This is a genomic window from Streptomyces odontotermitis (genome assembly GCF_050510915.1).
Taxonomy (GTDB): domain Bacteria; phylum Actinomycetota; class Actinomycetes; order Streptomycetales; family Streptomycetaceae; genus Streptomyces.
Map to the genome: position 1 here is coordinate 119,264 of NZ_JBNJLS010000020.1, position 20,521 is coordinate 139,784.

The window sequence follows — 20,521 nt, forward strand, 5'->3', positions numbered from 1 at the left end:
TACCCTCAAACGCAATATGAGCAGCGAGAACCTCCCCCAGAGCCCCGAGCCGAGCCCTGAGCAGCCGCTCCGCAAGCCGCGGGTGGCCGTCGTCTTCGGCGGCCGCAGCTCGGAGCACGGCATTTCCGTCGTCACCGCGGGCGCCGTGCTGCGCGCCATCGACCGCACCAAGTACGACGTGCTGCCCATCGGCATCACCCGCGACGGCCGCTGGGCCCTGACCGCCGACGAGCCCGACCGGATGGCCATCACCGACCGTCGGGTGCCGGACGTCGAGCAGCTCGCCGACTCCGTGGAGGGCGGCGTCGTCCTGCCCCTGGACCCCAGCTCCCGCGAGGTCGTCTACAGCGAGCCCGGCTCCGTGCCCAAGGCGCTCGGCGAGGTCGACGTCGTCTTCCCGATGCTGCACGGTCCCTACGGAGAGGACGGCACCCTCCAGGGGCTGCTCGAACTCTCCGGAGTGCCCTACGTGGGCGCTGGTGTGCTCGCCTCGGCCGTCGGCCAGGACAAGGAGTACATGAAGCGGATCTTCCTCTCCTTCGGGCTGCCCGTCGGCCCGTACCTGGTGATCCGCCCGCGCGAGTGGGAGCAGGACGAGTCCGGGGCGCGGGCGCGCATCGCGGAGTTCGCCGGCGAGCACGGCTGGCCGTTGTTCATCAAGCCCGCGCGCGGGGGCTCGTCGATGGGCATCACGAAGGTCAACTCCTTCGAAGGTCTCGACGAGGCCATCGAGGAGGCCCGGCGCCACGACCCCAAGATCCTCGTCGAGTCGCTGCTGCGCGGCCGCGAGATCGAGTGCGGCGTCCTGGAGTTCGAGGACGGCCCGCGCGCGAGTGTGCCCGCCGAGATCCCGCCCGTGCAGGCCCACGAGTACTACGACTTCGAGGCGAAGTACATCGACTCGACCCCCGGTATCGTGCCCGCCCCGCTGACGCCTGAAGAGACGGCGGAGGTCCAGCGCCTGGCCGTCGCCGCCTTCGAGGCCACGTCCTGCGAAGGGCTCGTCCGCGCGGACTTCTTCCTCACCGAGGAAGGGCAGTTCGTGATCAACGAGATCAACACGATGCCCGGCTTCACGCCCATCTCCATGTACCCGCAGATGTGGGAGAAGAGCGGCGTCAGCTACCCGGAGCTGGTGGACCGGCTCCTCACGGCGGCCCTGACCCGCTCGACGGGGCTGCGCTGACGCGCGTACGACGTGCTCAGGCGATCCCCTTGGGGATGGTCTTCTTGATGGGGGCGGCGAAGTCCGTGAGCGGGCCGAGGCCGTCCCCCGTCCGCTTCTCGGGCAGCGTCACCTCGACGTAGGCCAGGCGCGCCCCGGTGGTGAAGGTGTACGAACCGTCGTCGTGCTTCTCCAGGAGCCAGGCGACGCCGTTCACCTGTACACCGTTGTTCGCGGCGTAGTCGGGGTCGACCATCTCGGGGGGCCGCTCCACACCGCAGCGCAGTATGATCGCCGGATCTCCCCACCCGGCGGTCAGGTCCGACGTGGGGCCGGGGTCGGTGCGCTCAAGCCCGTCGAGCTTCTTCGGGAGTTGTGCGTGCAGGTCCCGGCAGAGTCCGGCGGCCTTCGCATCCGGCGACGGAACCGTCACTGACGCCTCGTCGTCCGTAGAGGAGCAGGCCGCTGTCGTGATCAACAAGGCGAGAGCGGACGTTCCTGTGAGGCAGCGGCGCCGGATGCGGGAAGAGAACACCGGCCAAGCGTAGACGGGGGCTACAGGTGCACGACGGGGCAGGTCAGGGTGCGGGTGATGCCGTCCACTTGCTGGACCTTGGCGACCACCATGCGGCCGAGCTCGTCCACCGTGTCGGCCTGTGCGCGCACGATGACATCGTAGGGACCGGTCACGTCCTCGGCCTGAATCACTCCCGGGATCTTGCCGATCAGCTCGGCGACGGTCGACGCCTTGCCGACCTCGGTCTGGATCAGGATGTACGCCTGTACCACGGAACCTCCAGGGCGGCCACGAGGATCATGTGGGAAGAAGGGACGCCACGGTACCGCGTCGTCGCTCGCCACGGGGAGACCTGTGGGAGCTGTGGCGCGCACATCGCGGCGGACGGACAACAGAAGTTGACGGTCACGTCGACCGTACCGACGACAGTGACGGCTCGCGACCGCAAGCGGACCGGGGCAGAAGGGGCAGCGCACGCATGAAGGGCACCGTTGGCGAGTTGGGGGAGTTCGGGCTCATCAGAGAGCTCACCTCGCGCCTGACCTCCACCCCGGCCGTACGACTCGGGCCTGGCGACGACGCGGCGGTCGTCTCCGCCCCCGACCGCCGGGTCGTGGCGAGCACCGACATCCTCCTGGAGGGGCGCCACTTCCGCCGCGACTGGTCCACCGCCTACGACGTGGGCCGCAAGGCCGCCGCCCAGAACCTCGCCGACATCGCCGCCATGGGCGCCGTGCCGACCGCGCTCCTGCTCGGCCTGGTCGTCCCCGCCGAACTCCCCGCCAGCTGGCCCACGGAGCTCATGGACGGCCTGCGGGACGAGTGTCAGGTGGCGGGCGCGGCCGTGGTCGGCGGCGACGTCGTACGCGGAGACACCATCACCGTCTCGATCACCGCGCTCGGCGACCTGCGCAACCACGAACCCGTCACGCGTGCGGGAGCGCAGCCCGGCGACGTCGTCGCGGTCACCGGCTGGCTCGGCTGGTCCGCGGCCGGGCACGCGGTGCTCTCCCGCGGGTTCCGCTCGCCGCGCGCCTTCGTGGAGGCCCATCGCAGGCCCGAGCCGCCGTACCACGCGGGCCCCGCGGCCGCCGGGCTCGGCGCCACCTCGATGACGGACGTGAGCGACGGGCTCATCGCCGACCTCGGCCACATCGCCGAGGCCAGCAAGGTCCGCATCGACATCCGCTCCGGGGACGTGGACGTGCCCTCGCAGATGAACGACATCGGGCAGGCCGTCGGCGTCGACCCGCTGCAGTGGGTGCTCAACGGCGGCGAGGACCACGCCATCGTCGCGACGTTCCCGTCCGACGTGAAGCTGCCCGCCCGCTGGAAGGTCATCGGCGAGGTCCTCAACCCCTCGGCGCTGCCCCAGGTGACCGTCGACGGGGCGCCCTGGACGAGCAAGGGCTGGGACCACTTCGGGGACAACGGGGAGAGCGGAGCCTCCGAATGACCGTCCCCGCGCGCGTGTTGACGGTTGCGGGCTCCGACTCCGGAGGCGGCGCCGGCATCCAGGCCGACCTGAAGACCATGCTCGCCCTCGGCGCGCACGGCATGAGCGTCGTCACGGCCGTCACCGCGCAGAACTCCCTGGGCGTCCAGGGGGTTTGGGAGCTCCCCGTGGAGGCGGTGCGGGCCCAGTACCGCAGCGTCGTCGACGACATCGGCGTCCAGGCCGTCAAGACCGGCATGCTCGCCTCGCCCGAACTGGTCGAGACCGTCGCCGAGTTGATCGCGGGCACCGATGCCCCCGCCGTCGTCGACCCCGTCGGCGTCTCCAAGCACGGCGACTCGCTGCTCGCCGCCTCCGCGCTCGACGCCGTCCGCACCAAGCTGCTCCCGGCCGCCACCGTCGCGACGCCGAACCTGGACGAGGTCGCCCAACTCACCGGCGTGCAGGTCGAGTCGGAGGACGACATGCGGCGCGCGGCCGCGGCCCTCCTCGCGTACGGGCCGTCCTGGGCGCTCATCAAGGGTGGCCACCTCCAGGGCGACGCCACGGACCTGCTGACCGACGGCTCCGAAGAGCACTGGTTCCGTGCCCCGCGCCACGACAACCGCCATACGCACGGCACGGGCTGCACCCTCGCCAGCGCGATCGCCTCGCGGCTGGCGCAGGGGCAGCCCGTACCGGCGGCCGTCGCCTCGGCCAAGGAGTACGTGACCGGAGCCATCGCCTCCGGGTTCGCACTCGGCGGCGGGATCGGCCCGGTGGATCACGGCTGGCGGTTCAGGGACGGGGCGTCGCCCGCGTAACCGCCGTACGCCGCGTAGTCCTTGAGGACGAGGTCGCTCGCCGCCTTCTCCGTGAGCCGCTTGAAGAAGCCCGCGAGGAAGCGGGAGCTCAGCATCCGGTACATCCGGTCGCGGCTGCGCATCTTCCGTTCGGTGGCCGGGGCGAGGAACGGCCCCGCGTTCCCGGAGATCTTCTGGCAGCCCTTCGCATAGGCGCCGATCTCCGCCTCGTACGCGGCGAAGCCGGTCCGGTGATCGCCCCGGGCGGCGGCCAGCTCCCCGGCCAGGACGTACGCGGCGACGAGCGCCGTGCCGGTGCCGATGCCGCCCATCGTGGCGCCGTACCCGGCATCCCCGAGGAGCGCCACACGGCCCTGTGAGAGCCGGTCGACGTGGATCTGGGCGATCGCGTCGAAGTAGAGGTCCTCGGCGTCCTGGAGGGCCGCCAGGGCGGCGGGGGCGTGCTTCCAGGGCAGATCGGCGAACCGCTCGGCGAGGATCCGCTTCTGCTGCGCGATGTCGTGCCGGTCGTAGTCGATGTGCTCCGCCTTGAAGACGAGGCTGACGCCCGCGTGCGGGTCGCGGCCGTAGTTGCTGAGGCCCATCATGCGGCCGGGGTCGCAGCACATCCGGGCGGTGCGGTCCAGGCCGAGGTGGTTCGGCATGGGGAAGCCCGCCACGTAGTAGCCCTGGTGGCGCAGGTAGCGGGACTCGTCCCCGAAGACGAGGCGGCGGGTGTGGGAGTGCAGACCGTCGGCGCCGACGACGAGGTCGAAGCGGCGGGGCGCGCCGTTCTCGAAGGTGACGTCGATGCCTTCGGAGTGCTCGGTCAGCGAGGCGATGGAGTCTCCGAAGACGTACTCCGCACGGTCCTTCGTCCGCTCGTAGAGGATCTTGGAGAGGTCGCCGCGGAAGATCTCCACGTCGCCGCTCATCAGGAACGCGGGCAGATCCACCCGCTCCTCGTCGTCGACGTCGACGACGGTCTGGCGGCCCATGTCGGTCTGGCGGCGGTGGACTTCGTCCCAGATGCCCATGCGCCGCAGGACCGTGCGGTGGACCTCGCCGCGGAAGTCCACGGCGAAGCCGCCCTCGCGCAGGACGGGCGCCTTCTCCACGACGGTGACGCGGGCCCCGTAGCGGGTGAGCCAGAAGGCGAGGGCCGGGCCCGCGATGCTGGCGCCGGAGATCAGCACGTCGAGGTGGGCGAGGCGGGCGGTGTGCGGTGTCGGGTTCGTCATGGGAAGAGCGTGCGCGGGGGCGCTTACCGGGCCCTGACGGTTTCCTGACCGCCGCTTACCGGCCTCACTCCAGGGCGCGTTCCCGCAGCTCCCGGCCCTCTTCGAAGGCTTTCTCGTACGCCTGCGGGGCCACCCGCGCACGGGCCGCCTCCTCGACGGGCACGACATCGGGGTCGCCCGCGATCAGGGTGCCGCGCACTCCGGTGGCGGCGCCGAGGAGCCGGGCCGCGTCCTCCGGCGAAGCGGCGACGGCCGCGAGGGCCTCCGCGACGACGGCGGCCTCTCCGAAGCCTGAAGCGGGCCCCCGCTCCGGGCTCAGCGCGAGGACGCGGGCCTGCTCGAACCAGTCGGCGGCCTCGTCCGCGCGGGACTCGGCGAGCGCGGTGCGCCCCAGGCCGATGAAGATCCGTACGGTCTCGCCGACGCTGAACCAGTTGGCGGCGCACGCCTCCAGGGCCGCCTCGTAGTGCCCACGCGCGCGTGCCGTGTCCCCGGAGAGGCGGGCGGCGTCCCCGAGGCCGCGCAGTGCCGTCGCCACCTTGTCGGCGGCGCCCGCCGTGCGCGCGAGGGCCGCCGCGTGCGTGAAGTGGGCCTCGGCCTCCTCGGTCCCGCCCTCGTACAGCAGGACCGTGGCGCGCTGGTGGAGCAGGTCGGACGTCTCTTCGGGGGCGGCCAACTCCCGTACGCAGGCCAGCCCTTCGTCCAGGCGCCGCAGCGCGGTGCGGCGGTCGCCCCGCCAGTGCGCGAACATGCCCAGCGGATCGAGGCAGTTGGCCGTGCCCCAGCGGTCACCGGTCTCGCGAAACCGCACGAGGGCCCGTGCGAAGACCTCCTCGGCCGCCTCGGGACGGCCCGCGAACCACTCCTGGAACCCGTGCCCGAGGTCGAGCAGCGCGAGCCCCCACGGGTCCGTGCCGACCTGGCGCCGCACCTGGTCCTCCATGGCGTGCTGCGGACCGCCCGCGAGCGACCACAGCACCACCAGGTACGGCAGCCGCAACGGCGGCTCCAGCACCCGCATGAGGGCGTGCCCGCGCGCGATGCGCTCCGGTTCCCCCGGGTCGTCGCCGTCGCCCGCGACGGTGTTGATCAGGCACAGGAGGTACTCCTCGGCCAGGCCCGCGGGCGGCTGGGAGCCCACGGCGGCGAGGAGTTCACGGGCGAGCGGCACCTGCTCCCCGTGCAGGCCGCGCAGCCGCCAGAACCAGGTCAGCACCGCCATCAGGCGCAGCCCCCGGTGCGGATCCGCGCGGACCAGGTGGCGCAGGGCGGCGTCGAAGTTGCCGTGCTCGGCCGACAGGCGCGCCAGCCACGGCAGTTGATCGTGGCCGCGCAGATACGGCTCGGCGCGCTCGGCGAGGCCCAGGAAGTACGCGGCGTGGGCATCCCGGAAGCGGTCCGTCTCGTCGGCCTCGGTGAGGTGCCCGGCACAGAAGGCGCGGATCGTCTGCAGCATCCGGAAGCGCCCGTCGGCCACCTCGACGAAGGACTTCTCGGTGAGGGACGCGAGCAGGTCCTCCGGGTCCCCGACCCCGCAGACGGCCTCGACGGCGTCGGGCGTCGCCCCTCCGGAGAACACCGTGAGCCGCCGCGCCAACTCCCGCTCCGCGTCGTCCAGAAGCTCCCAGCTCCACTCCACGACCGCGTGCAGCGTGCGGTGCCGGGGCGCCTTCGTGCGGTCGCCGCGCGACAGCAGCCGGAAGCGGTCGCCGAGGCGCGCGGCGAGCTCCTCGACCGTGAGGGTGCGCAGCCGGGCGGCGGCCAGCTCGATGGCGAGGGGCAGCCCGTCGAGAGCCGCGCAGATCTCCCGTACGACCGCGGGATCCGCCGCCACACCAGGGCGGACGGCCGCGGCCCGGTCCTCGAAGAGCCGTGCGGCGGGCCCCGGCGCCAGCGGCGGCACCGGCCACAGCACCTCCCCGGTGATCCCGAGCCCCTCCCTGCTGGTGGCGAGGACCCGCACCCCCGGACAGGCCCCGAGCACGAGACCCGTGATGCGGGCCGCGTCCTCCACGAGGTGCTCACAGTTGTCGAGCACAAGAAGAAGCTCACGATCCTCGAGCGCGGCAAGAAGACGCCCGGTCGTGTCCGCGCCCGACCCCTGGAAGCCCTCGCGCACTCCGAGGGCGGTGAGGATCGCGTACGTCACCTGGCTGCCGTCGCCGAGCGGCGCGAGCTCCACGTAACAGACGCTCTCGCGGTCGCGCACCGCCTCGATCGCCAGCCGCGTCTTGCCCGCGCCGCCGGGCCCCGTGAGCGTCACGAGCCGCGCCCCGGACAGCAGCTCCCCGATCCGGCCGAGCTCGTCGGCGCGCCCGACGAACCGCGTGAGCTGCGTGGGCACCCCCTGCCGCCGCGCGGGCTCCTTGCCCCGCAGGAGCTCCAGGTGCAGCTCTGACAGCTCCGCGGAGGGGTCCGCGCCCAACTGGTCGGCGAGGGTGCGCCGGGCCTCCTCGTACACCGTGAGCGCCTCCGCGGGCCGCCCGCCCGCGTGCAGCGCCCGCATCAGCTGCCCGTACAGCCGCTCGCTCAGCGGCTGCCGGGACAGCAGCTCCCGCAGCTCCGGTACGAGATCGGGGCCGCCGCCGAGCGCGAGATCCGCGTCGACGCGGTCCTGGACGGCGGCGAACCGCAGCTCTTCGAGACGCGGCACGCGCGTGTGCGCGGCGGGCAGCTCGGCGAGCGCGGGGCCCCGCCACAGGCCGAGCGCCTCCCGCAGGAGCGCGGCGGCCTGCGGGTGGTCCGCGGCGGCCAGGGCCCGGTGCCCCTCGCGCGCGAGCCGCTCGAAGCGGTGCAGATCGACGTCTTCGGGGGAGACGTCGAGCCGGTAGCCGGTGGGGGCAGCCTCGATGTCCAGGCCCAGGCGCCTGCGCAGCCGGGAGACCTGGGACTGCAGGGCGTTCGCGGCCCCGGCGGGCGGCTCGTCGCCGTACAGGCCGTCGGTCAGGCGCTCCACGGAGACGGTGCGTCCGGCGTCCAGGAGCAGCAGCGTCAGGAGCGCGCGAGGGCGCGGGCCGCCGGGGTCCAGCGGGCTGCCGTCGGGGGAGCGGACGTCGAGGGAGCCGAGTATGCCGAAGCGCATCCGGCCGATTCTGGCAGGCAGGCCACGCGCGCGTGGAGGCCTTTGTGCGGGTACACGAAAAAGCCGGCCCACCCGAGGGGGGACCGGCCTTTCGGCAACCGGCTAGGTGGCCGCGCTACGTCAGCGCGAGACCTTGCCGGCCTTGATGCACGAGGTGCAGGCGTTGAGGCGCTTCGGCGTCCCGCCGACCACGGCACGCACGCGCTGGATGTTCGGGTTCCAGCGACGGGGCGTACGGCGGTGCGAGTGCGAGATGTTGTTGCCGAAGCCCGGCCCCTTGCCGCAGACGTCGCAGTTGGCAGCCACGGGTCACTCCAAAGACTTCAGATGCACTTACGGTTAAACCCGGCATGCCGGGATCAGTGCAATGATCAGGGTGGCGTTGCCAGGAGGGATGGCCCGATGCGTATCGGGCAACCGGAGCAGCATACAACGGCTGCTTCGGCCTTACGAAATTACCATGGCTCGCCCCGGCCCTGCCCCGAGCCCCCGTGCGGCCTGGGTCTACCCTGCGTCCCAGTCCGGCTCCCGTCCGGATTCCGGGATTCCGCGATGTCACGGACCCCGTGCCCCGGTCGGTCCGCCAAGGAGGCGAGCAGGTGCAGCAGGACCTCGACGCGGTCGCGGTGCGCACCTGGTGCCGTCTCGCCCTGGACGCCCTGGGCCGGGCCCGCGAGGAGATCGACGCGATCAACGTCTACCCGGTCGCGGACGGGGACACCGGGACGAACCTCTATCTGACCGTGGAGTCGGCGGCCCAGGCGGTCGACGCGGCCTTCACGGGGCACGAGCCCGCCCTGCCGTCCCTCGCCGAGGCCATGCGCGCCATGGCCCACGGCGCTCTGATCGGGGCCCGTGGCAACTCCGGCACGATCCTCTCCGAGCTGCTGCGCGGCATGGCCCAGGTTCTCGCGTCCGAGAGTGACGCACCTCACGCGGGCGGCCAGGCCCTCGCCCACGCCCTGGAGCAGGCCGCAGGGTCCGCGCGGCGGGCGGTCGCGCACCCCGTGGAGGGCACCGTCCTGACGGTGGCGAGCGCGGCGGCGGCCTCCGCGCGCGGGGCCCGAGGCAGTGGCTGCGCGGCGGTGGCCCGGGCCGCGTACGACGGCGCGTGCACGGCGCTGGACGCCACTCCGGGGCAGCTCGCGGTCCTGGGGCGCGCGGGTGTGGTGGACGCCGGGGGGCGGGGCCTCGTGGCGGTTCTCGGGGCGCTGGTGGAGGCGCTGTCCGGGGAGGCCGTGCCACTGAAGAGTGCTGCGAAGAGCGGGGCTGCGAAGAGCGGGGCTGCGCAGGGTGGTGCCGTGCAGAGTGGTGCCGTGCAGAGTGGCACCGCGCCCTCGAAGCCTTCGAACAGCGCGGAGGGCGGCCACATGCGCGTGGAGACGATCGGCGCCGTCGGCTGCGAGGACCCGGAGACCGGGGACGGCGGCCCCGCCTTCGAGGTGATCTACCTCCTGGAGGCGCCCGACGACTCCGTGGCCCGGCTGCGCACCCGGCTCGACTCCCTCGGTGACTCCCTCGTCGTGGTCGGCGGCGACGGCCTGTGGAACGTCCACGTCCATGTGGACGACGCGGGCGCCGCCGTGGAGGCGGGCGTCGAGGCCGGCCGGCCGTACCGGATCCGCATCACCCACTTCGGCGCCGGAGACGCGCACGCCGCCGGTTCCGGCCGGCTTCCCCGGGCGCCCCGGGAGCGCACCCAGCGCGGCATCGTGGCGGTCGTGCCCGGCGCGGGCCTCGCGGAGCTGTACGCGGAGGCGGGCGCCACCACCGTGCCCACGCGCACCGGTGAGCCGCCTGCGAGCGGCGAGCTCGTCGACGCGATCCGGCGGGCCTACGCGCGCGAGGTCGTGCTGCTGCCCAACGACGCGGAGCTGCGCCACACCGCGGCGGCCGCGGCGGAGCAGGCCCGCGCCGAGGGCGTGCGCGTCGCCCTGATCCCCACGCGGTCCGCGGTCCAGGGCATCGCTGCCCTCGCCGTGCACGAGCCGGACCGGCGCTTCGACGAGGACGTCGTCGCCATGACGTCGGCCGCGGGTGCGACCCGGTACGCCGAACTGGCCGTCGCCGAGCGGCAGTCGTGGACCATGGCGGGCATCTGCCAGGCCGGTGACGTGCTCGGCCTGATCGACGGCGACGTCGCGGTGATCGACGCCGAGGTGGCCGCGACGGCGCGAGCGGTCCTCGACCGGATGCTCGCCGCGGGCGGCGAGATGGTGACGCTGGTCCTCGGCGACACCGTGCCCGACGAGGTCGCCGAGGAGCTGGAGAAACACGTGCGCGAGGCGTACCTGGCCGTCGACACCGTCGTGTACCGGGGGAGCCAGTCGGCGCCGATGCTGATCGGTGTGGAGTAGCTGATCGGCGTGGAGTAGCCGTGGCACGGCGCGGATCCGCGCCCGCAGACCCCGCCGTTCCCCTCCGACGGGCGGATTCCCGGGACGTACGGGCGGATTGTCAGTGCCGTGGTGTGCAATGGATCTCGTGCCCGCGCTCCAAGAACCCCTGAAGAAAGTGGTCGGCCCCGCCACCGCGAAGGTGATGGCCGAGCACCTCGGCCTGCACACGGTCGGCGACCTCCTCCACCACTACCCCCGGCGGTACGCGGAGCGGGGCGAGCTGACCCGCCTCGCCGAGCTCCCTCTGGACGAGCACGTGACGGTGGTCGCCCAGGTCGCAAGTGCCCGCATCCTGAAGTTCAACGGCGGCCGGGGCCAGCGCCTCGAGGTCACGATCACGGACGGCAGCGGCCAGCTCCAGCTCGTCTTCTTCGGCCGCGGCATCCACAAGCCCCACAAGGACCTGCTGCCCGGCACCCGCGCGATGTTCGCGGGCAAGGCGTCGGTCTTCAACCGCAAGATGCAGCTCGCCCACCCGGCGTACGAGCTCCTGAAGGGCGACGCGGAGCAGTCCGAGAGATCCGCCGCCGAAGCGGTCGACTCCTGGGCGGGCGCCCTCATCCCGATCTACCCGGCCACCGCCAAGCTGGAGTCCTGGAAGATCGCCAAGTCGCTCGACATGGTCCTGCCCAGCGCCCAGGAGGCACTCGACCCGCTGCCCCCCGCCCTGCGGGACGGCCGCGGCCTCATCCCGCTCCCCGAGGCCCTCGTGAAGATCCACCGGCCGCACACGAAGGCGGACATCGCCGCCGCCCGCGACCGCCTCAAGTGGGACGAGGCGTTCGTCCTCCAAGTCGCCCTGGCCCGGCGCCGGTTCGCCGACGCGCAGCTGCCCGCCGTGGCCCGTGAGCCCAAGGAGGGCGGCCTCCTCGACGCGTTCGACGCCAAGTTGCCCTTCACGCTCACCGAAGGACAGCAGAAGGTCTCCAAGGAGATCTTCGACGACCTCGCGACCGAACACCCCATGCACCGCCTCCTCCAGGGCGAGGTCGGCTCCGGCAAGACGATGGTGGCGCTGCGCGCGATGCTCGCCGTCGTGGACGCGGGCGGCCAGGCCGCGATGCTCGCCCCCACCGAAGTCCTCGCCCAGCAGCACCACCGCTCGATCACCGAGATGATGGGGGAGCTGGCGGAAGGCGGGATGCTGGGCGGCGCCGAGCAGGCCACCAAGGTCACGCTGCTCACCGGCTCCATGGGCGCCGCCGCCCGCCGCCAGGCCCTCCTGGACCTGGTCACCGGCGAGGCCGGGATCGTCATCGGCACGCACGCGCTGATCGAGGACAAGGTCCAGTTCCACGACCTCGGCCTGGTCGTCGTGGACGAGCAGCACCGCTTCGGCGTCGAGCAGCGCGACGCCCTGCGCGGCAAGGGCAAGCAGCCCCCGCACCTCCTGGTCATGACGGCCACCCCCATTCCGCGCACGGTCGCGATGACGGTCTTCGGCGACCTGGAGACATCGGTCCTGGACCAGCTCCCCGCCGGGCGCTCGCCGATCGCCAGCCATGTGGTCCCCGCCCAGGACAAGCCCCACTTCCTCGCCCGCGCGTGGGAACGCGTCCGCGAGGAGGTGGAGAACGGCCACCAGGCGTACGTGGTCTGCCCCCGCATCGGCGACTCCATCGACGAGGGAGACGACGAAGGGGCACCCAAGAAGGGCAAGAAGAAGTCCGCAGAGGAGAAGGCGGAGGAAGCGGCCACAGCCGAGAAGCGCCCCCCGCTCGCCGTCCTCGAGGTCGCCGAGCAGCTCGCCCACGGCCCCCTCCAGGGACTCGAGGTCGAGGTCCTGCACGGCCGCATGCAGCCCGATGACAAGGACGCGGTGATGCGCCGCTTCGCCGCGGGCGAGACCCAGGTCCTGGTCGCCACGACGGTCATCGAGGTCGGCGTGAACGTCCCGAACGCGACGGCCATGGTGATCATGGACGCCGACCGCTTCGGCGTCTCCCAGCTGCACCAGCTCCGCGGCCGCGTCGGCCGTGGCTCGGCCCCCGGCCTCTGCCTCCTGGTCACCGACATGCCCGAGGCGAGCCCCGCCCGCGCCCGCCTCGGCGCCGTCGCCGCCACCCTGGACGGCTTCGAGCTCTCCCGCATCGACCTGGAACAGCGCCGTGAGGGCGACGTCCTCGGCCAGGCCCAGTCCGGCGTCCGCTCCAGCCTGCGCATGCTGGCCGTCATCGACGACGAGGAGATCATCGCCGAGGCCCGTGAGGAGGCCACCGCCGTCGTCTCCCGCGACCCCGACCTGGAGCACCTCCCCGAGCTCCGCGTCGCCCTGGACGCCCTGCTCGACGAGGAGCGCGAGCAGTACCTGGACAAGGGCTGACAAGGAGGGACGCCCGCGCACGCCATATCGTGAGGACAGCGGCCCGCCCCGAGCCGTGGCCCGTCTCCCGAAGGACCGAAGGACTCACATGACCCGCGTGATCGCCGGCACGGCCGGCGGACGCCGCCTCGCCGTCCCCCCGGGAAACGGCACGCGCCCCACCTCCGACCGCGCGCGCGAGGGACTCTTCTCCACCTGGCAGGCGTTCCAGGGCACCCTCGACGGCGCGCGCGTGCTCGACCTGTACGCGGGGTCGGGCGCCGTCGGCCTGGAGGCCCTCTCGCGCGGCGCCGCGCACACCCTCCTCGTCGAGGCCGACGCCCGGGCGGTCCGCACCATCAGGGAGAACGTGCGGGGGCTCGGCCTGCCCGGCGCCGAGGTCCGGGCGGGCAAAGCGGCCCAGATCGTCCAGGGGCAGGCCCCCGCCGACCCCTACGACCTGGCGTTCCTCGACCCGCCGTACGCCGTCTCCGACGACGATCTTCGCGAGATCCTGCTCACACTCCGCACGGAGGGCTGGCTCACGGACGAAGCGCTCGTCACCGTTGAACGCAGTACTAGGGGCGGCGAATTCCGGTGGCCGGAGGGCTTCGAGGCGCTGCGCTCCCGTCGCTACGGGGAGGGCACGTTTTGGTACGGTCGCGCCGCCTCTACGTGCGACGACTCAGAAATCGCGCCATGACCGGACCGGAGAGCGAGGGACTTCAGTTGCGCCGCGCCGTCTGTCCGGGGTCGTTCGACCCCATCACCAATGGACACCTCGACATCATCGCCCGCGCCTCCCGCCTGTACGACGTGGTGCACGTCGCGGTGATGATCAACCAGTCGAAGAAGGGCCTGTTCGAGATCGAGGAGCGGATCGAGCTGATCCGCGAGGTCACCGCCGAGTTCGGCAACGTCGAAGTCGAGTCCTTCCACGGCCTGTTGGTCGACTTCTGCAAGCAGCGCGACATCCCGGCCATCGTCAAGGGCCTGCGCGCCGTCAGCGACTTCGACTACGAACTGCAGATGGCCCAGATGAACAACGGCCTCTCGGGTGTCGAGACCCTCTTCGTGCCCACCAACCCCACCTACAGCTTCCTCTCCTCCTCGCTCGTCAAGGAGGTCGCGGCCTGGGGCGGCGACGTGTCCCACCTGGTCCCGCCGCTCGTGCTCGAAGCCCTCAACAAGCGCCTTACGAAAGGCTGATCAAGGGCTACAGTCGCCTCAGCGGGCCCCGGGGAGTCCGCCAGGTCCGTCTCCCAACCAGCTGTAGAGAGTGGCGAGCACACGGTGGACGTGCAGAAGAAGCTCGACGAGATCGTCGCGTCGGTCGGCAGCGCCAAGTCGATGCCGATGTCCGCGTCGTGCGTGGTCAACCGCGCACAGCTGCTCTCGATGCTGGAAGAGGTGCGCCAGGCCCTGCCCGGCTCCCTGGCCCAGGCCCAGGAGCTGATCGGCGGCCGCGAGCAGATGGTCGAGCAGGCCCGCCAGGAGGCGGACCGGATCATCGAGACGGCCCGCGCCGAGCGCGGCTCGCTGATCTCCGACACCGAGGTCGCCCGCGGCTCCCAGGGCGAGGCCGACCGCATCCTCGCGGAAGCCCGCCAGGAGGCCCTCGACGTCCGCGCCGAGGCCGACGACTACGTGGACAGCAAGCTCGCCAACTTCGAGGTCGTCCTCACCAAGACCCTCGGCTCGGTCGGCCGCGGCCGCGAGAAGCTCCTCGGCACCGGCCCGGGCCTGGACGAGCAGGGCTACGAGGACGAGGACGCCCCCGAGCGCAGCCACGACCCCGAGACGCTCCGCCGCGACGCCGACGCGTACGTGGACGCCAAGCTCGGCGCCTTCGAGGCAGTCCTCGCCAAGACCCTGGAGGCCGTCGGCAAGGGCCGCCAGACCCTGCAGGGCCGCGCCCCCACCGACGAGCTCGGCTCCCTCACGCAGGACGGCGCGAGCACCCACCACTCCACGGACGCCGACTACCTCGCGGACCTCGCCGACCCCGCCCAGGCCGCTCAGCAGCAGCCCCCGGCCCAGCCCCCGCAGCCCCAGGCGGCCCCCCAGCTCCCTCAGCAGCAGCCCTACGCCCAGCCGGACCCGTACGGATACCAGCACCAGCAGCAGGACCAGTACGCGTACCAGCAGCCCTACGGCCAGCAGGACCCGTACGCGTACCAGCAGCAGGACCCGTACGGCTACCCGCAGCAGGGCTACGACCCCGTGCAGCTCCCGGGTGTCCCCGAGCAGCAGCCGCAGCAGGCCGCCGCCCCGGCCGCGCTCGACGAGACCAGCCTCTTCGACACGAGCATGATCAGCATGGACCAGGTCCGCCAGTACGAGCAGGAACGCCAGTACGGGCAGGGCCGCTGACGGGCCTCTCCCCAGGGGGATCGGGGCCGGATTGGGCCGACAGCGAAAGGTCCAGTATCCTGGCTCTTCGGTCGCGCATACGTCCGCGATCCAGGCTGCCCGTCTCGTGGGACTCCACGCAGGGGCAGCCCCTCCTTGAACTCCCAGGATCCGAAAGCAGGAAAAGCCCTGAGCACGCGCCTCGACCATCGCAACCCTCTCGTGTTCGACACACACGAGCTGGGGCGGCGTCCTGGTGCCATGCAGCGGCTGACCCGCGAGATCGAGGCGCCCGGTTCGCCGGCGCTCCTCGGCATCGAAGGGGTCATCGGAGTGCCGCAGGGCGCCCCGGTCGAGCTGGAGATCCGTCTCGAGTCGGTCATGGAAGGGGTGCTTGTCACAGGCACCGCCCGTGCGTCGGCCGAGGGGGAGTGCGTAAGGTGTCTGGAGCCGCTGACGCTTGAGGTGGACGCGGACTTCCAGGAGATGTTCTCGTACCCTGACGCCGACGACCGGGGCCGCACCGCGGAACCGGCCGACGACGCCGAGGAAGACGAGGACAGGCTCTATCTCGAGGACGGCATGTTCGACCTCGAGCCTGTGCTGCGTGATGCGGTGGTGCTCGCACTGCCGATGCAGCCGGTGTGCCAGGACGACTGTCCGGGCCTGTGCTCCCAGTGCGGGGCGCGGCTCGCGGACGACCCGGACCACCACCATGACGCCGTCGACATCCGTTGGGCGGCACTGCAGGGACTCGCTGGCACCATCCAGGACGGCGAGAAGGACGAGATGAGCGGCGCCGAAGCGGAAGCGGGCGTCGACGAGAAGCAGGAGAAGTAGCCGTGGCTGTTCCGAAGCGGAAGATGTCGCGCAGCAACACGCGCCACCGCCGGTCGCAGTGGAAGGCTGCGGTCACCCCCCTGGTTTCGTGTGAGCGTTGCCAGGAGCCCAAGCAGCAGCACATCGCGTGCCCGTCTTGCGGCACCTACAACAAGCGCCAGGTCCTCGAGGTCTGAGCGGCTGGTGAGAGGCGCTGTGTCTAGCCCAAAGAAGGCGGAAGACGCCAAAAAGCAGGCAGAGACCACAGCCTCGTCCCACACGCTTCTGGAAGGGCGGCTCGGGTACACGCTCGAGTCCGCCCTTCTGGTGCGTGCGCTGACCCACCGTTCGTACGCGTACGAGAACGGCGGTCTGCCGACGAACGAGCGTCTGGAGTTCCTCGGTGACTCCGTGCTCGGCCTCGTCGTCACGGACACGCTGTACCGCACCCACCCCGACCTGCCCGAAGGCCAGCTGGCCAAGTTGCGGGCCGCGGTGGTCAATTCGCGTGCGCTGGCGGAGGTCAGCCGCGGCCTCGACCTCGGCTCCTTCATCCGGCTCGGCCGGGGTGAAGAGGGCACGGGCGGCCGGGACAAGGCGTCCATTCTCGCCGACACCCTCGAAGCGGTGATCGGCGCGGTCTATCTCGACCAGGGCCTGGACGCGGCGGGCGAACTCGTCCACCGTCTCTTCGACCCGCTGATCGAGAAGTCCTCGAACCTGGGCGCGGGCCTGGACTGGAAGACCAGTCTCCAGGAGCTCACCGCCACCGAGAGCCTCGGCGTGCCCGAGTACCTCGTGACGGAGTCCGGCCCGGACCACGAGAAGACCTTCACCGCTGCCGCCCGCGTCGGAGGCGTCTCGTACGGCACCGGCACCGGCCGCAGCAAGAAGGAAGCGGAGCAGCAGGCCGCCGAGTCCGCCTGGCGCGCGATCCGCGCGGCTGCGGACGAGCGCGCCAAGGCGGCGGAAGCCGCAGCCGGGGGGAACGCCGACACCCCCTCGGCCTCGGACGCCGCTCCCGCCTGACGGTACGTTCACACTGGCCTGCCCCGGACCTCCGGGGCAGGCCAGTGGCTTTACCGCACCCCCTGAGGATGCACTCCCGGAGGAGACACCGTGCCCGAACTGCCCGAGGTGGAGGTCGTCCGGCGCGGACTCGAGCGCTGGGTCGCCCACCGCGCCATCGGTGACGTGGAGGTCCTGCACCCGCGCGCGGTGCGCCGTCACGTCGCGGGCGCCGACGACTTCGCACAGCGCCTCAAGGGGCAGCGCATCGGGGTGCCCATGCGCCGCGGCAAGTATCTGTGGCTGCCGCTCGAAGACACCCACACCTCGGTCCTCGCCCACCTGGGCATGAGCGGCCAGCTCCTCGTGCAGCCCCAACAGGCGCCTGACGAGAAGCACTTGAGGATCCGTGTGCGGTTCACGGACGGCCCGGTCGACCCGGCCGCCGCCGGCACCGAGCTGCGCTTCGTCGACCAGCGCACCTTCGGCGGACTCTCGCTGCACGAGAACACGGCGGACGGGCTCCCGGACGTCATCGCGCACATCGCCCGCGACCCGCTCGACGAGCTCTTCGACGACGCGGCCTTCCACGACGCGCTGCGCCGCAGCCGCACCACCATCAAGCGCGCCCTGCTCAACCAGTCGCTGATCAGCGGCGTCGGCAACATCTACGCCGACGAGGCGCTGTGGCGGGCCAAGGTCCACTACGAGCGGCCGACCGCCGGCTTCACCCGTCCCCGTACCGCCGAACTCCTCGGCCACGTACGGAACGTGATGGCGGAGGCCCTCGCCGTCGGCGGCACCAGTTTCGACAGCCTCTACGTCAACGTGAACGGTGAATCGGGTTACTTCGACCGGTCGTTGGACGCCTACGGCCGCGAGGACGAGCCCTGCCGCCGCTGCGGCACGGCCATGCGCCGACGCCCCTGGATGAACCGGTCCAGCTACTTCTGCCCCCGCTGTCAGCGCCCGCCGCGCGCCTCGTCGTAACGCTTCCGCGCCGCAAGGACATCGTCCATCCGGCCCTCCATGCAGTGCACGAGGGCCAGCAGGCGCTCGGCGAACTCCCGTCCCAGCGCGGTGAGTTCATAGTCCACGCGCGGCGGGTTGGTCGGCTGTGCCTCGCGGTGCACCAGGCCGTCCCGCTCCAGGGCGTGCAGCGTCTGCGACAGCATCTTCTCGCTCACGCCGTCCACCCGGCGCCGCAACTCGTTGAACCGGAAGCTGCCGTCGTGCAGCGCCCCGAGGGTGAGCGCACCCCAGCGCCCGGTCACATGCTCCAGCGTGCCGCGCGAGGGGCACTGCTTGGAGAAGACGTCGTACGCGAGGTCCGGGGCGCCCTCGGTCCGGTCGGCGGTGGAGTCCATGCGGCCAGCGTACTCCCGCACAGCGCTGACCAAGGGGTGGCGCTAACCAATAGTTAGCGCTTGCGTTCCGAGTGCTGGAAGGCTCAGAAGCCGAAGTCCTGCGTCCACCACGGGCCGCCCGGCGCGAAGTGGGCGCCGACGCCGAGGGTCTTGTAGTCGCAGTTGAGGATGTTGGCGCGGTGGCCGGGGCTGTTCATCCAGGCGTCCATCACCGACTGGGCGTTGGCCTGGCCGCGAGCGATGTTCTCGCCGCCCAGGTCCGCTATCCCGGCCTTCTCGGCGCGGTCCCACGGGGTCGCGCCGTCCGGGTCGGTGTGGTCGAAGAAGTCGCGGCCCGCCATGTCCGAGCTGAAACTGGCGGCCAGCGAGGCCAGGCCGGTGTCCGCGCGCACGGGGGAGCAGCCCACCTTGGCGCGCTCCTTGTTGACGAGCGTGAGCACCTCGGCCTCGGCCGCACTCTCCGTGGAGGCGGACGGCGAGCTCGCCGCGGGCGGCTTCGGCTTCTGCGTGGCCGTGCGGGTCGGGGCCGGGGTCTTCTTCTCCTTCTCCGGAGCCTTCGACTCGGGAGCCTTCTCGGACGGCTTCTCCGAGGGCTTCTCGGTCGGCTTGGCCGAGGACTTCGAAGGCGAAGGGGCCGGGGCCTCGGAGCGGTCGGTGCTCCGGCTGGGGGAGGACGGGCTGCGGTCGGCGGCGCCGTCGGTGCCGCCCTGCGCGTTCACTTCCGTCGGGGAGCTGGCGGAGCGGACCTTGTCCGAGCCGCTGCCGCCGCCCAGCGAGTAGTTGTCGCTGCCGGGCACCAGGCCGGAGGCCACCGCCACGGCACCCATCGCCACGGCTGCGGAGATGCCGAGAAGGCCGGTGCGGACCGGGGCCGCGACCTTGCCCTTGCGGCGGTGCGAGACAGCGCCGGGGCGCACTTCGGGGGCGTCGTGCTCGCCAGCGGCGGAGCGTCGGTGGCGTCCCATCTCGTGGCCTTTCGTCCTTACGGTCAACGTGACTCACCCATACGAGTGAGGCTCATCGAACCGCGACTGTACGCGATGCCGGATGGGGACGAAGTGCTCCCAGAGCAATTGGCCGGTTAGCGTGCACCCATGAACGAAGAAGTACGGCTCGTCGCCTGGGTGCGCGGCCGCGTGCAGGGCGTGGGATTCCGCTGGTTCACGCGGGCCACGGCGCTGGAGATCGGCGGCCTGAGTGGTTTTGCTCTCAATCTCGACGACGGCCGCGTGCAGGTCGTCGCGGAGGGCTCGCGCGAGGGCTGCCAGAAGCTCCTCGACTGGCTCTGCGAGGGCGACACACCCGGCCGGGTCGATGGTGTCACTGAGATTTGGGACACTCCGCGCGGCATCTACGACACCTTCAGCATTCGCTGACCGAAGGGCCCGCCGCGGCGGGCCCGCACCCGGCCCCGTTCAACTGCCCGGTGCGAATAATGCCTGGTGGTTGCCAAGAACCCCGTGCCGTGGGAGGCTCCACGAGTACGGATCTTCACCACGCCCCCAGGGCCCCGCAGGAGAAGCCGCCGCCGCAGTTTCCACGGCCGCGAGCCCCCGGGTTGCCCACCAATACGGGGTGTGATCGTGTTGACCGTCAAACTTTTTGGTGAGACTCTGGAAGCCCCGCGCACCTTAGCTGTTTGGCATGTGAGAACGGCCAGTAAGAACAACGAGTGCCAAGCACCGCGGGTGCGATTCCCTCACGACCCACACCGCTTCGGTCGGTCACTCAGTGTGGAGGACCATCCATCATGGCAAAGGCGCTTCTCGGTTACGTCGGCGGCAGCGACCCGCGACTCCTCGCCGAGATGCGACGGCTCCAGCAGCGCGTACAGGACCTGGAATCCGAGCTCGTCAGGATCCAGGCCGAGAACGACGCGCTCGCGGCTGCCGCTTCTCACGACTCTCTCATGGAGAGCATCGACGTACCCCAGGCGGAGCCTGCGCTCACCTGACCCCACCCCCGCATCAGGCAACTTCTTCCAGCGGAGCCCTGTGCGCGGAACGGTCAGGCTGCCCATGTCAGCCGCTT

At 71.8% G+C, this 20,521-nt stretch carries 21 protein-coding genes; 14 read left to right on the forward strand and 7 right to left on the reverse strand.

Annotated features, from left to right (window positions below):
• The first annotated feature begins 16 nt into the window (after positions 1-16).
• Positions 17-1,186 carry a D-alanine--D-alanine ligase family protein gene (locus ACQB60_RS36720; protein WP_496930440.1) on the forward strand — a complete coding sequence of 390 codons (1,170 nt, stop codon included), beginning with the start codon at positions 17-19 and terminating at the stop codon, positions 1,184-1,186.
• Between the two features lie 16 nt (positions 1,187-1,202).
• Here the strand turns inward: ACQB60_RS36720 and ACQB60_RS36725 are convergent, their stop codons facing one another.
• Together ACQB60_RS36725 and ACQB60_RS36730 are read right to left on the reverse strand one after the other, a co-directional pair.
• Positions 1,203-1,646 (reverse strand): DUF3515 domain-containing protein, encoded by a 444-nt coding sequence (locus ACQB60_RS36725; RefSeq protein WP_496930441.1) that lies wholly within the window; start codon positions 1,644-1,646, stop codon positions 1,203-1,205.
• Positions 1,647-1,720: 74 nt separating this feature from the next.
• Entirely contained in the window at positions 1,721-1,954 is a 234-nt protein-coding gene (locus ACQB60_RS36730; RefSeq protein WP_016642988.1) for an Lrp/AsnC family transcriptional regulator, read from the reverse strand.
• 206 nt (positions 1,955-2,160) lie between these two features.
• Here ACQB60_RS36730 and ACQB60_RS36735 point away from each other — a divergent pair, with 206 nt between their 5' ends.
• Both ACQB60_RS36735 and thiD read left to right on the forward strand, forming a co-directional pair.
• Positions 2,161-3,138 (forward strand): thiamine-phosphate kinase, encoded by a 978-nt coding sequence (locus tag ACQB60_RS36735; protein ID WP_384833516.1) that lies wholly within the window; start codon positions 2,161-2,163, stop codon positions 3,136-3,138.
• Complete coding sequence (gene thiD / locus ACQB60_RS36740; protein ID WP_496930442.1) at positions 3,135-3,941, forward strand: bifunctional hydroxymethylpyrimidine kinase/phosphomethylpyrimidine kinase; 807 nt, start codon at positions 3,135-3,137, stop codon at positions 3,939-3,941. The genes ACQB60_RS36735 and thiD overlap by 4 nt, the downstream gene beginning before the upstream one ends.
• On the opposite strand, the gene ACQB60_RS36745 is transcribed toward thiD, so the two are convergent.
• The 3 genes from ACQB60_RS36745 to rpmB all read right to left on the reverse strand — a co-directional run bounded on the left by ACQB60_RS36745 (position 3,902) and on the right by rpmB (position 8,549).
• Entirely contained in the window at positions 3,902-5,161 is a 1,260-nt protein-coding gene (locus ACQB60_RS36745) for an FAD-dependent monooxygenase (protein WP_496930443.1), read from the reverse strand. The genes thiD and ACQB60_RS36745 overlap by 40 nt on opposite strands.
• Before the next feature lie 64 nt (positions 5,162-5,225).
• Complete coding sequence (locus tag ACQB60_RS36750) at positions 5,226-8,243, reverse strand: AfsR/SARP family transcriptional regulator (RefSeq protein ID WP_496930444.1); 3,018 nt, start codon at positions 8,241-8,243, stop codon at positions 5,226-5,228.
• A 120-nt stretch (positions 8,244-8,363) separates the two neighbouring features.
• A complete protein-coding gene (gene rpmB / locus ACQB60_RS36755) occupies positions 8,364-8,549 on the reverse strand; it encodes a 50S ribosomal protein L28 (RefSeq protein WP_030195073.1) in 186 nt (61 codons plus the stop codon).
• A 293-nt stretch (positions 8,550-8,842) separates the two neighbouring features.
• On the opposite strand from rpmB, the gene ACQB60_RS36760 reads away from it, so the two are divergent.
• From ACQB60_RS36760 to mutM, 9 genes are all read left to right on the forward strand, one after another.
• Positions 8,843-10,600 (forward strand): DAK2 domain-containing protein, encoded by a 1,758-nt coding sequence (locus ACQB60_RS36760; protein WP_496930445.1) that lies wholly within the window; start codon positions 8,843-8,845, stop codon positions 10,598-10,600.
• A gap of 118 nt (positions 10,601-10,718) precedes the next feature.
• The gene (gene recG, locus ACQB60_RS36765; protein ID WP_496930446.1) at positions 10,719-12,965 is read left to right on the forward strand and encodes an ATP-dependent DNA helicase RecG; all 2,247 of its coding nucleotides are present in this window, start codon (positions 10,719-10,721) and stop codon (positions 12,963-12,965) included.
• An 88-nt stretch (positions 12,966-13,053) separates the two neighbouring features.
• Positions 13,054-13,647, forward strand: coding sequence for a 16S rRNA (guanine(966)-N(2))-methyltransferase RsmD (gene rsmD / locus ACQB60_RS36770; protein ID WP_496930447.1), 594 nt, complete (start codon positions 13,054-13,056; stop codon positions 13,645-13,647).
• Positions 13,648-13,673: 26 nt separating this feature from the next.
• A complete protein-coding gene (coaD, locus tag ACQB60_RS36775) occupies positions 13,674-14,153 on the forward strand; it encodes a pantetheine-phosphate adenylyltransferase (RefSeq protein ID WP_384833906.1) in 480 nt (159 codons plus the stop codon).
• 84 nt (positions 14,154-14,237) lie between these two features.
• Positions 14,238-15,317, forward strand: a complete 1,080-nt coding sequence (locus ACQB60_RS36780) for a F0F1 ATP synthase subunit B family protein (RefSeq protein ID WP_496930448.1) — start codon at positions 14,238-14,240, stop codon at positions 15,315-15,317.
• 135 nt (positions 15,318-15,452) lie between these two features.
• Positions 15,453-16,136 (forward strand): YceD family protein, encoded by a 684-nt coding sequence (locus ACQB60_RS36785; RefSeq protein WP_496930449.1) that lies wholly within the window; start codon positions 15,453-15,455, stop codon positions 16,134-16,136.
• Positions 16,137-16,138: 2 nt separating this feature from the next.
• Positions 16,139-16,312, forward strand: coding sequence for a 50S ribosomal protein L32 (gene rpmF / locus ACQB60_RS36790; protein WP_030676011.1), 174 nt, complete (start codon positions 16,139-16,141; stop codon positions 16,310-16,312).
• A 7-nt stretch (positions 16,313-16,319) separates the two neighbouring features.
• Positions 16,320-17,144, forward strand: a complete 825-nt coding sequence (rnc, locus tag ACQB60_RS36795; protein WP_384833543.1) for a ribonuclease III — start codon at positions 16,320-16,322, stop codon at positions 17,142-17,144.
• 90 nt (positions 17,145-17,234) lie between these two features.
• A complete protein-coding gene (mutM, locus tag ACQB60_RS36800) occupies positions 17,235-18,113 on the forward strand; it encodes a bifunctional DNA-formamidopyrimidine glycosylase/DNA-(apurinic or apyrimidinic site) lyase (protein WP_496930450.1) in 879 nt (292 codons plus the stop codon).
• On the opposite strand, the gene ACQB60_RS36805 is transcribed toward mutM, so the two are convergent.
• Both ACQB60_RS36805 and ACQB60_RS36810 read right to left on the reverse strand, forming a co-directional pair.
• Entirely contained in the window at positions 18,086-18,490 is a 405-nt protein-coding gene (locus ACQB60_RS36805; protein ID WP_496930451.1) for a winged helix-turn-helix transcriptional regulator, read from the reverse strand. The genes mutM and ACQB60_RS36805 overlap by 28 nt on opposite strands.
• 83 nt (positions 18,491-18,573) lie before the next feature.
• Complete coding sequence (locus ACQB60_RS36810) at positions 18,574-19,455, reverse strand: CAP domain-containing protein (protein WP_496930452.1); 882 nt, start codon at positions 19,453-19,455, stop codon at positions 18,574-18,576.
• Positions 19,456-19,584: 129 nt separating this feature from the next.
• Between ACQB60_RS36810 and ACQB60_RS36815 the strand changes: the two genes are divergently transcribed.
• Both ACQB60_RS36815 and ACQB60_RS36820 read left to right on the forward strand, forming a co-directional pair.
• Positions 19,585-19,866 (forward strand): acylphosphatase, encoded by a 282-nt coding sequence (locus tag ACQB60_RS36815; RefSeq protein WP_384833555.1) that lies wholly within the window; start codon positions 19,585-19,587, stop codon positions 19,864-19,866.
• 374 nt (positions 19,867-20,240) lie between these two features.
• Positions 20,241-20,444 carry a hypothetical protein gene (locus ACQB60_RS36820; protein WP_384833558.1) on the forward strand — a complete coding sequence of 68 codons (204 nt, stop codon included), beginning with the start codon at positions 20,241-20,243 and terminating at the stop codon, positions 20,442-20,444.
• Positions 20,445-20,521 lie beyond the last annotated feature (77 nt).

Coding starts and splice junctions, on each gene's coding strand:
- ACQB60_RS36820 (WP_384833558.1), top strand. CDS start 20,241: ATGGCAAAGGCGCTTCTCGGTTACGTCGGCGGCAGCGACCCGCGACTC.
- ACQB60_RS36750 (WP_496930444.1), bottom strand. CDS start 8,243: ATGCGCTTCGGCATACTCGGCTCCCTCGACGTCCGCTCCCCCGACGGC.
- ACQB60_RS36810 (WP_496930452.1), bottom strand. CDS start 19,455: ATGGGACGCCACCGACGCTCCGCCGCTGGCGAGCACGACGCCCCCGAA.
- ACQB60_RS36745 (WP_496930443.1), bottom strand. CDS start 5,161: ATGACGAACCCGACACCGCACACCGCCCGCCTCGCCCACCTCGACGTG.
- ACQB60_RS36815 (WP_384833555.1), top strand. CDS start 19,585: ATGAACGAAGAAGTACGGCTCGTCGCCTGGGTGCGCGGCCGCGTGCAG.
- ACQB60_RS36720 (WP_496930440.1), top strand. CDS start 17: ATGAGCAGCGAGAACCTCCCCCAGAGCCCCGAGCCGAGCCCTGAGCAG.
- ACQB60_RS36735 (WP_384833516.1), top strand. CDS start 2,161: ATGAAGGGCACCGTTGGCGAGTTGGGGGAGTTCGGGCTCATCAGAGAG.
- thiD (WP_496930442.1), top strand. CDS start 3,135: ATGACCGTCCCCGCGCGCGTGTTGACGGTTGCGGGCTCCGACTCCGGA.
- ACQB60_RS36805 (WP_496930451.1), bottom strand. CDS start 18,490: ATGGACTCCACCGCCGACCGGACCGAGGGCGCCCCGGACCTCGCGTAC.
- rsmD (WP_496930447.1), top strand. CDS start 13,054: ATGACCCGCGTGATCGCCGGCACGGCCGGCGGACGCCGCCTCGCCGTC.
- recG (WP_496930446.1), top strand. CDS start 10,719: ATGGATCTCGTGCCCGCGCTCCAAGAACCCCTGAAGAAAGTGGTCGGC.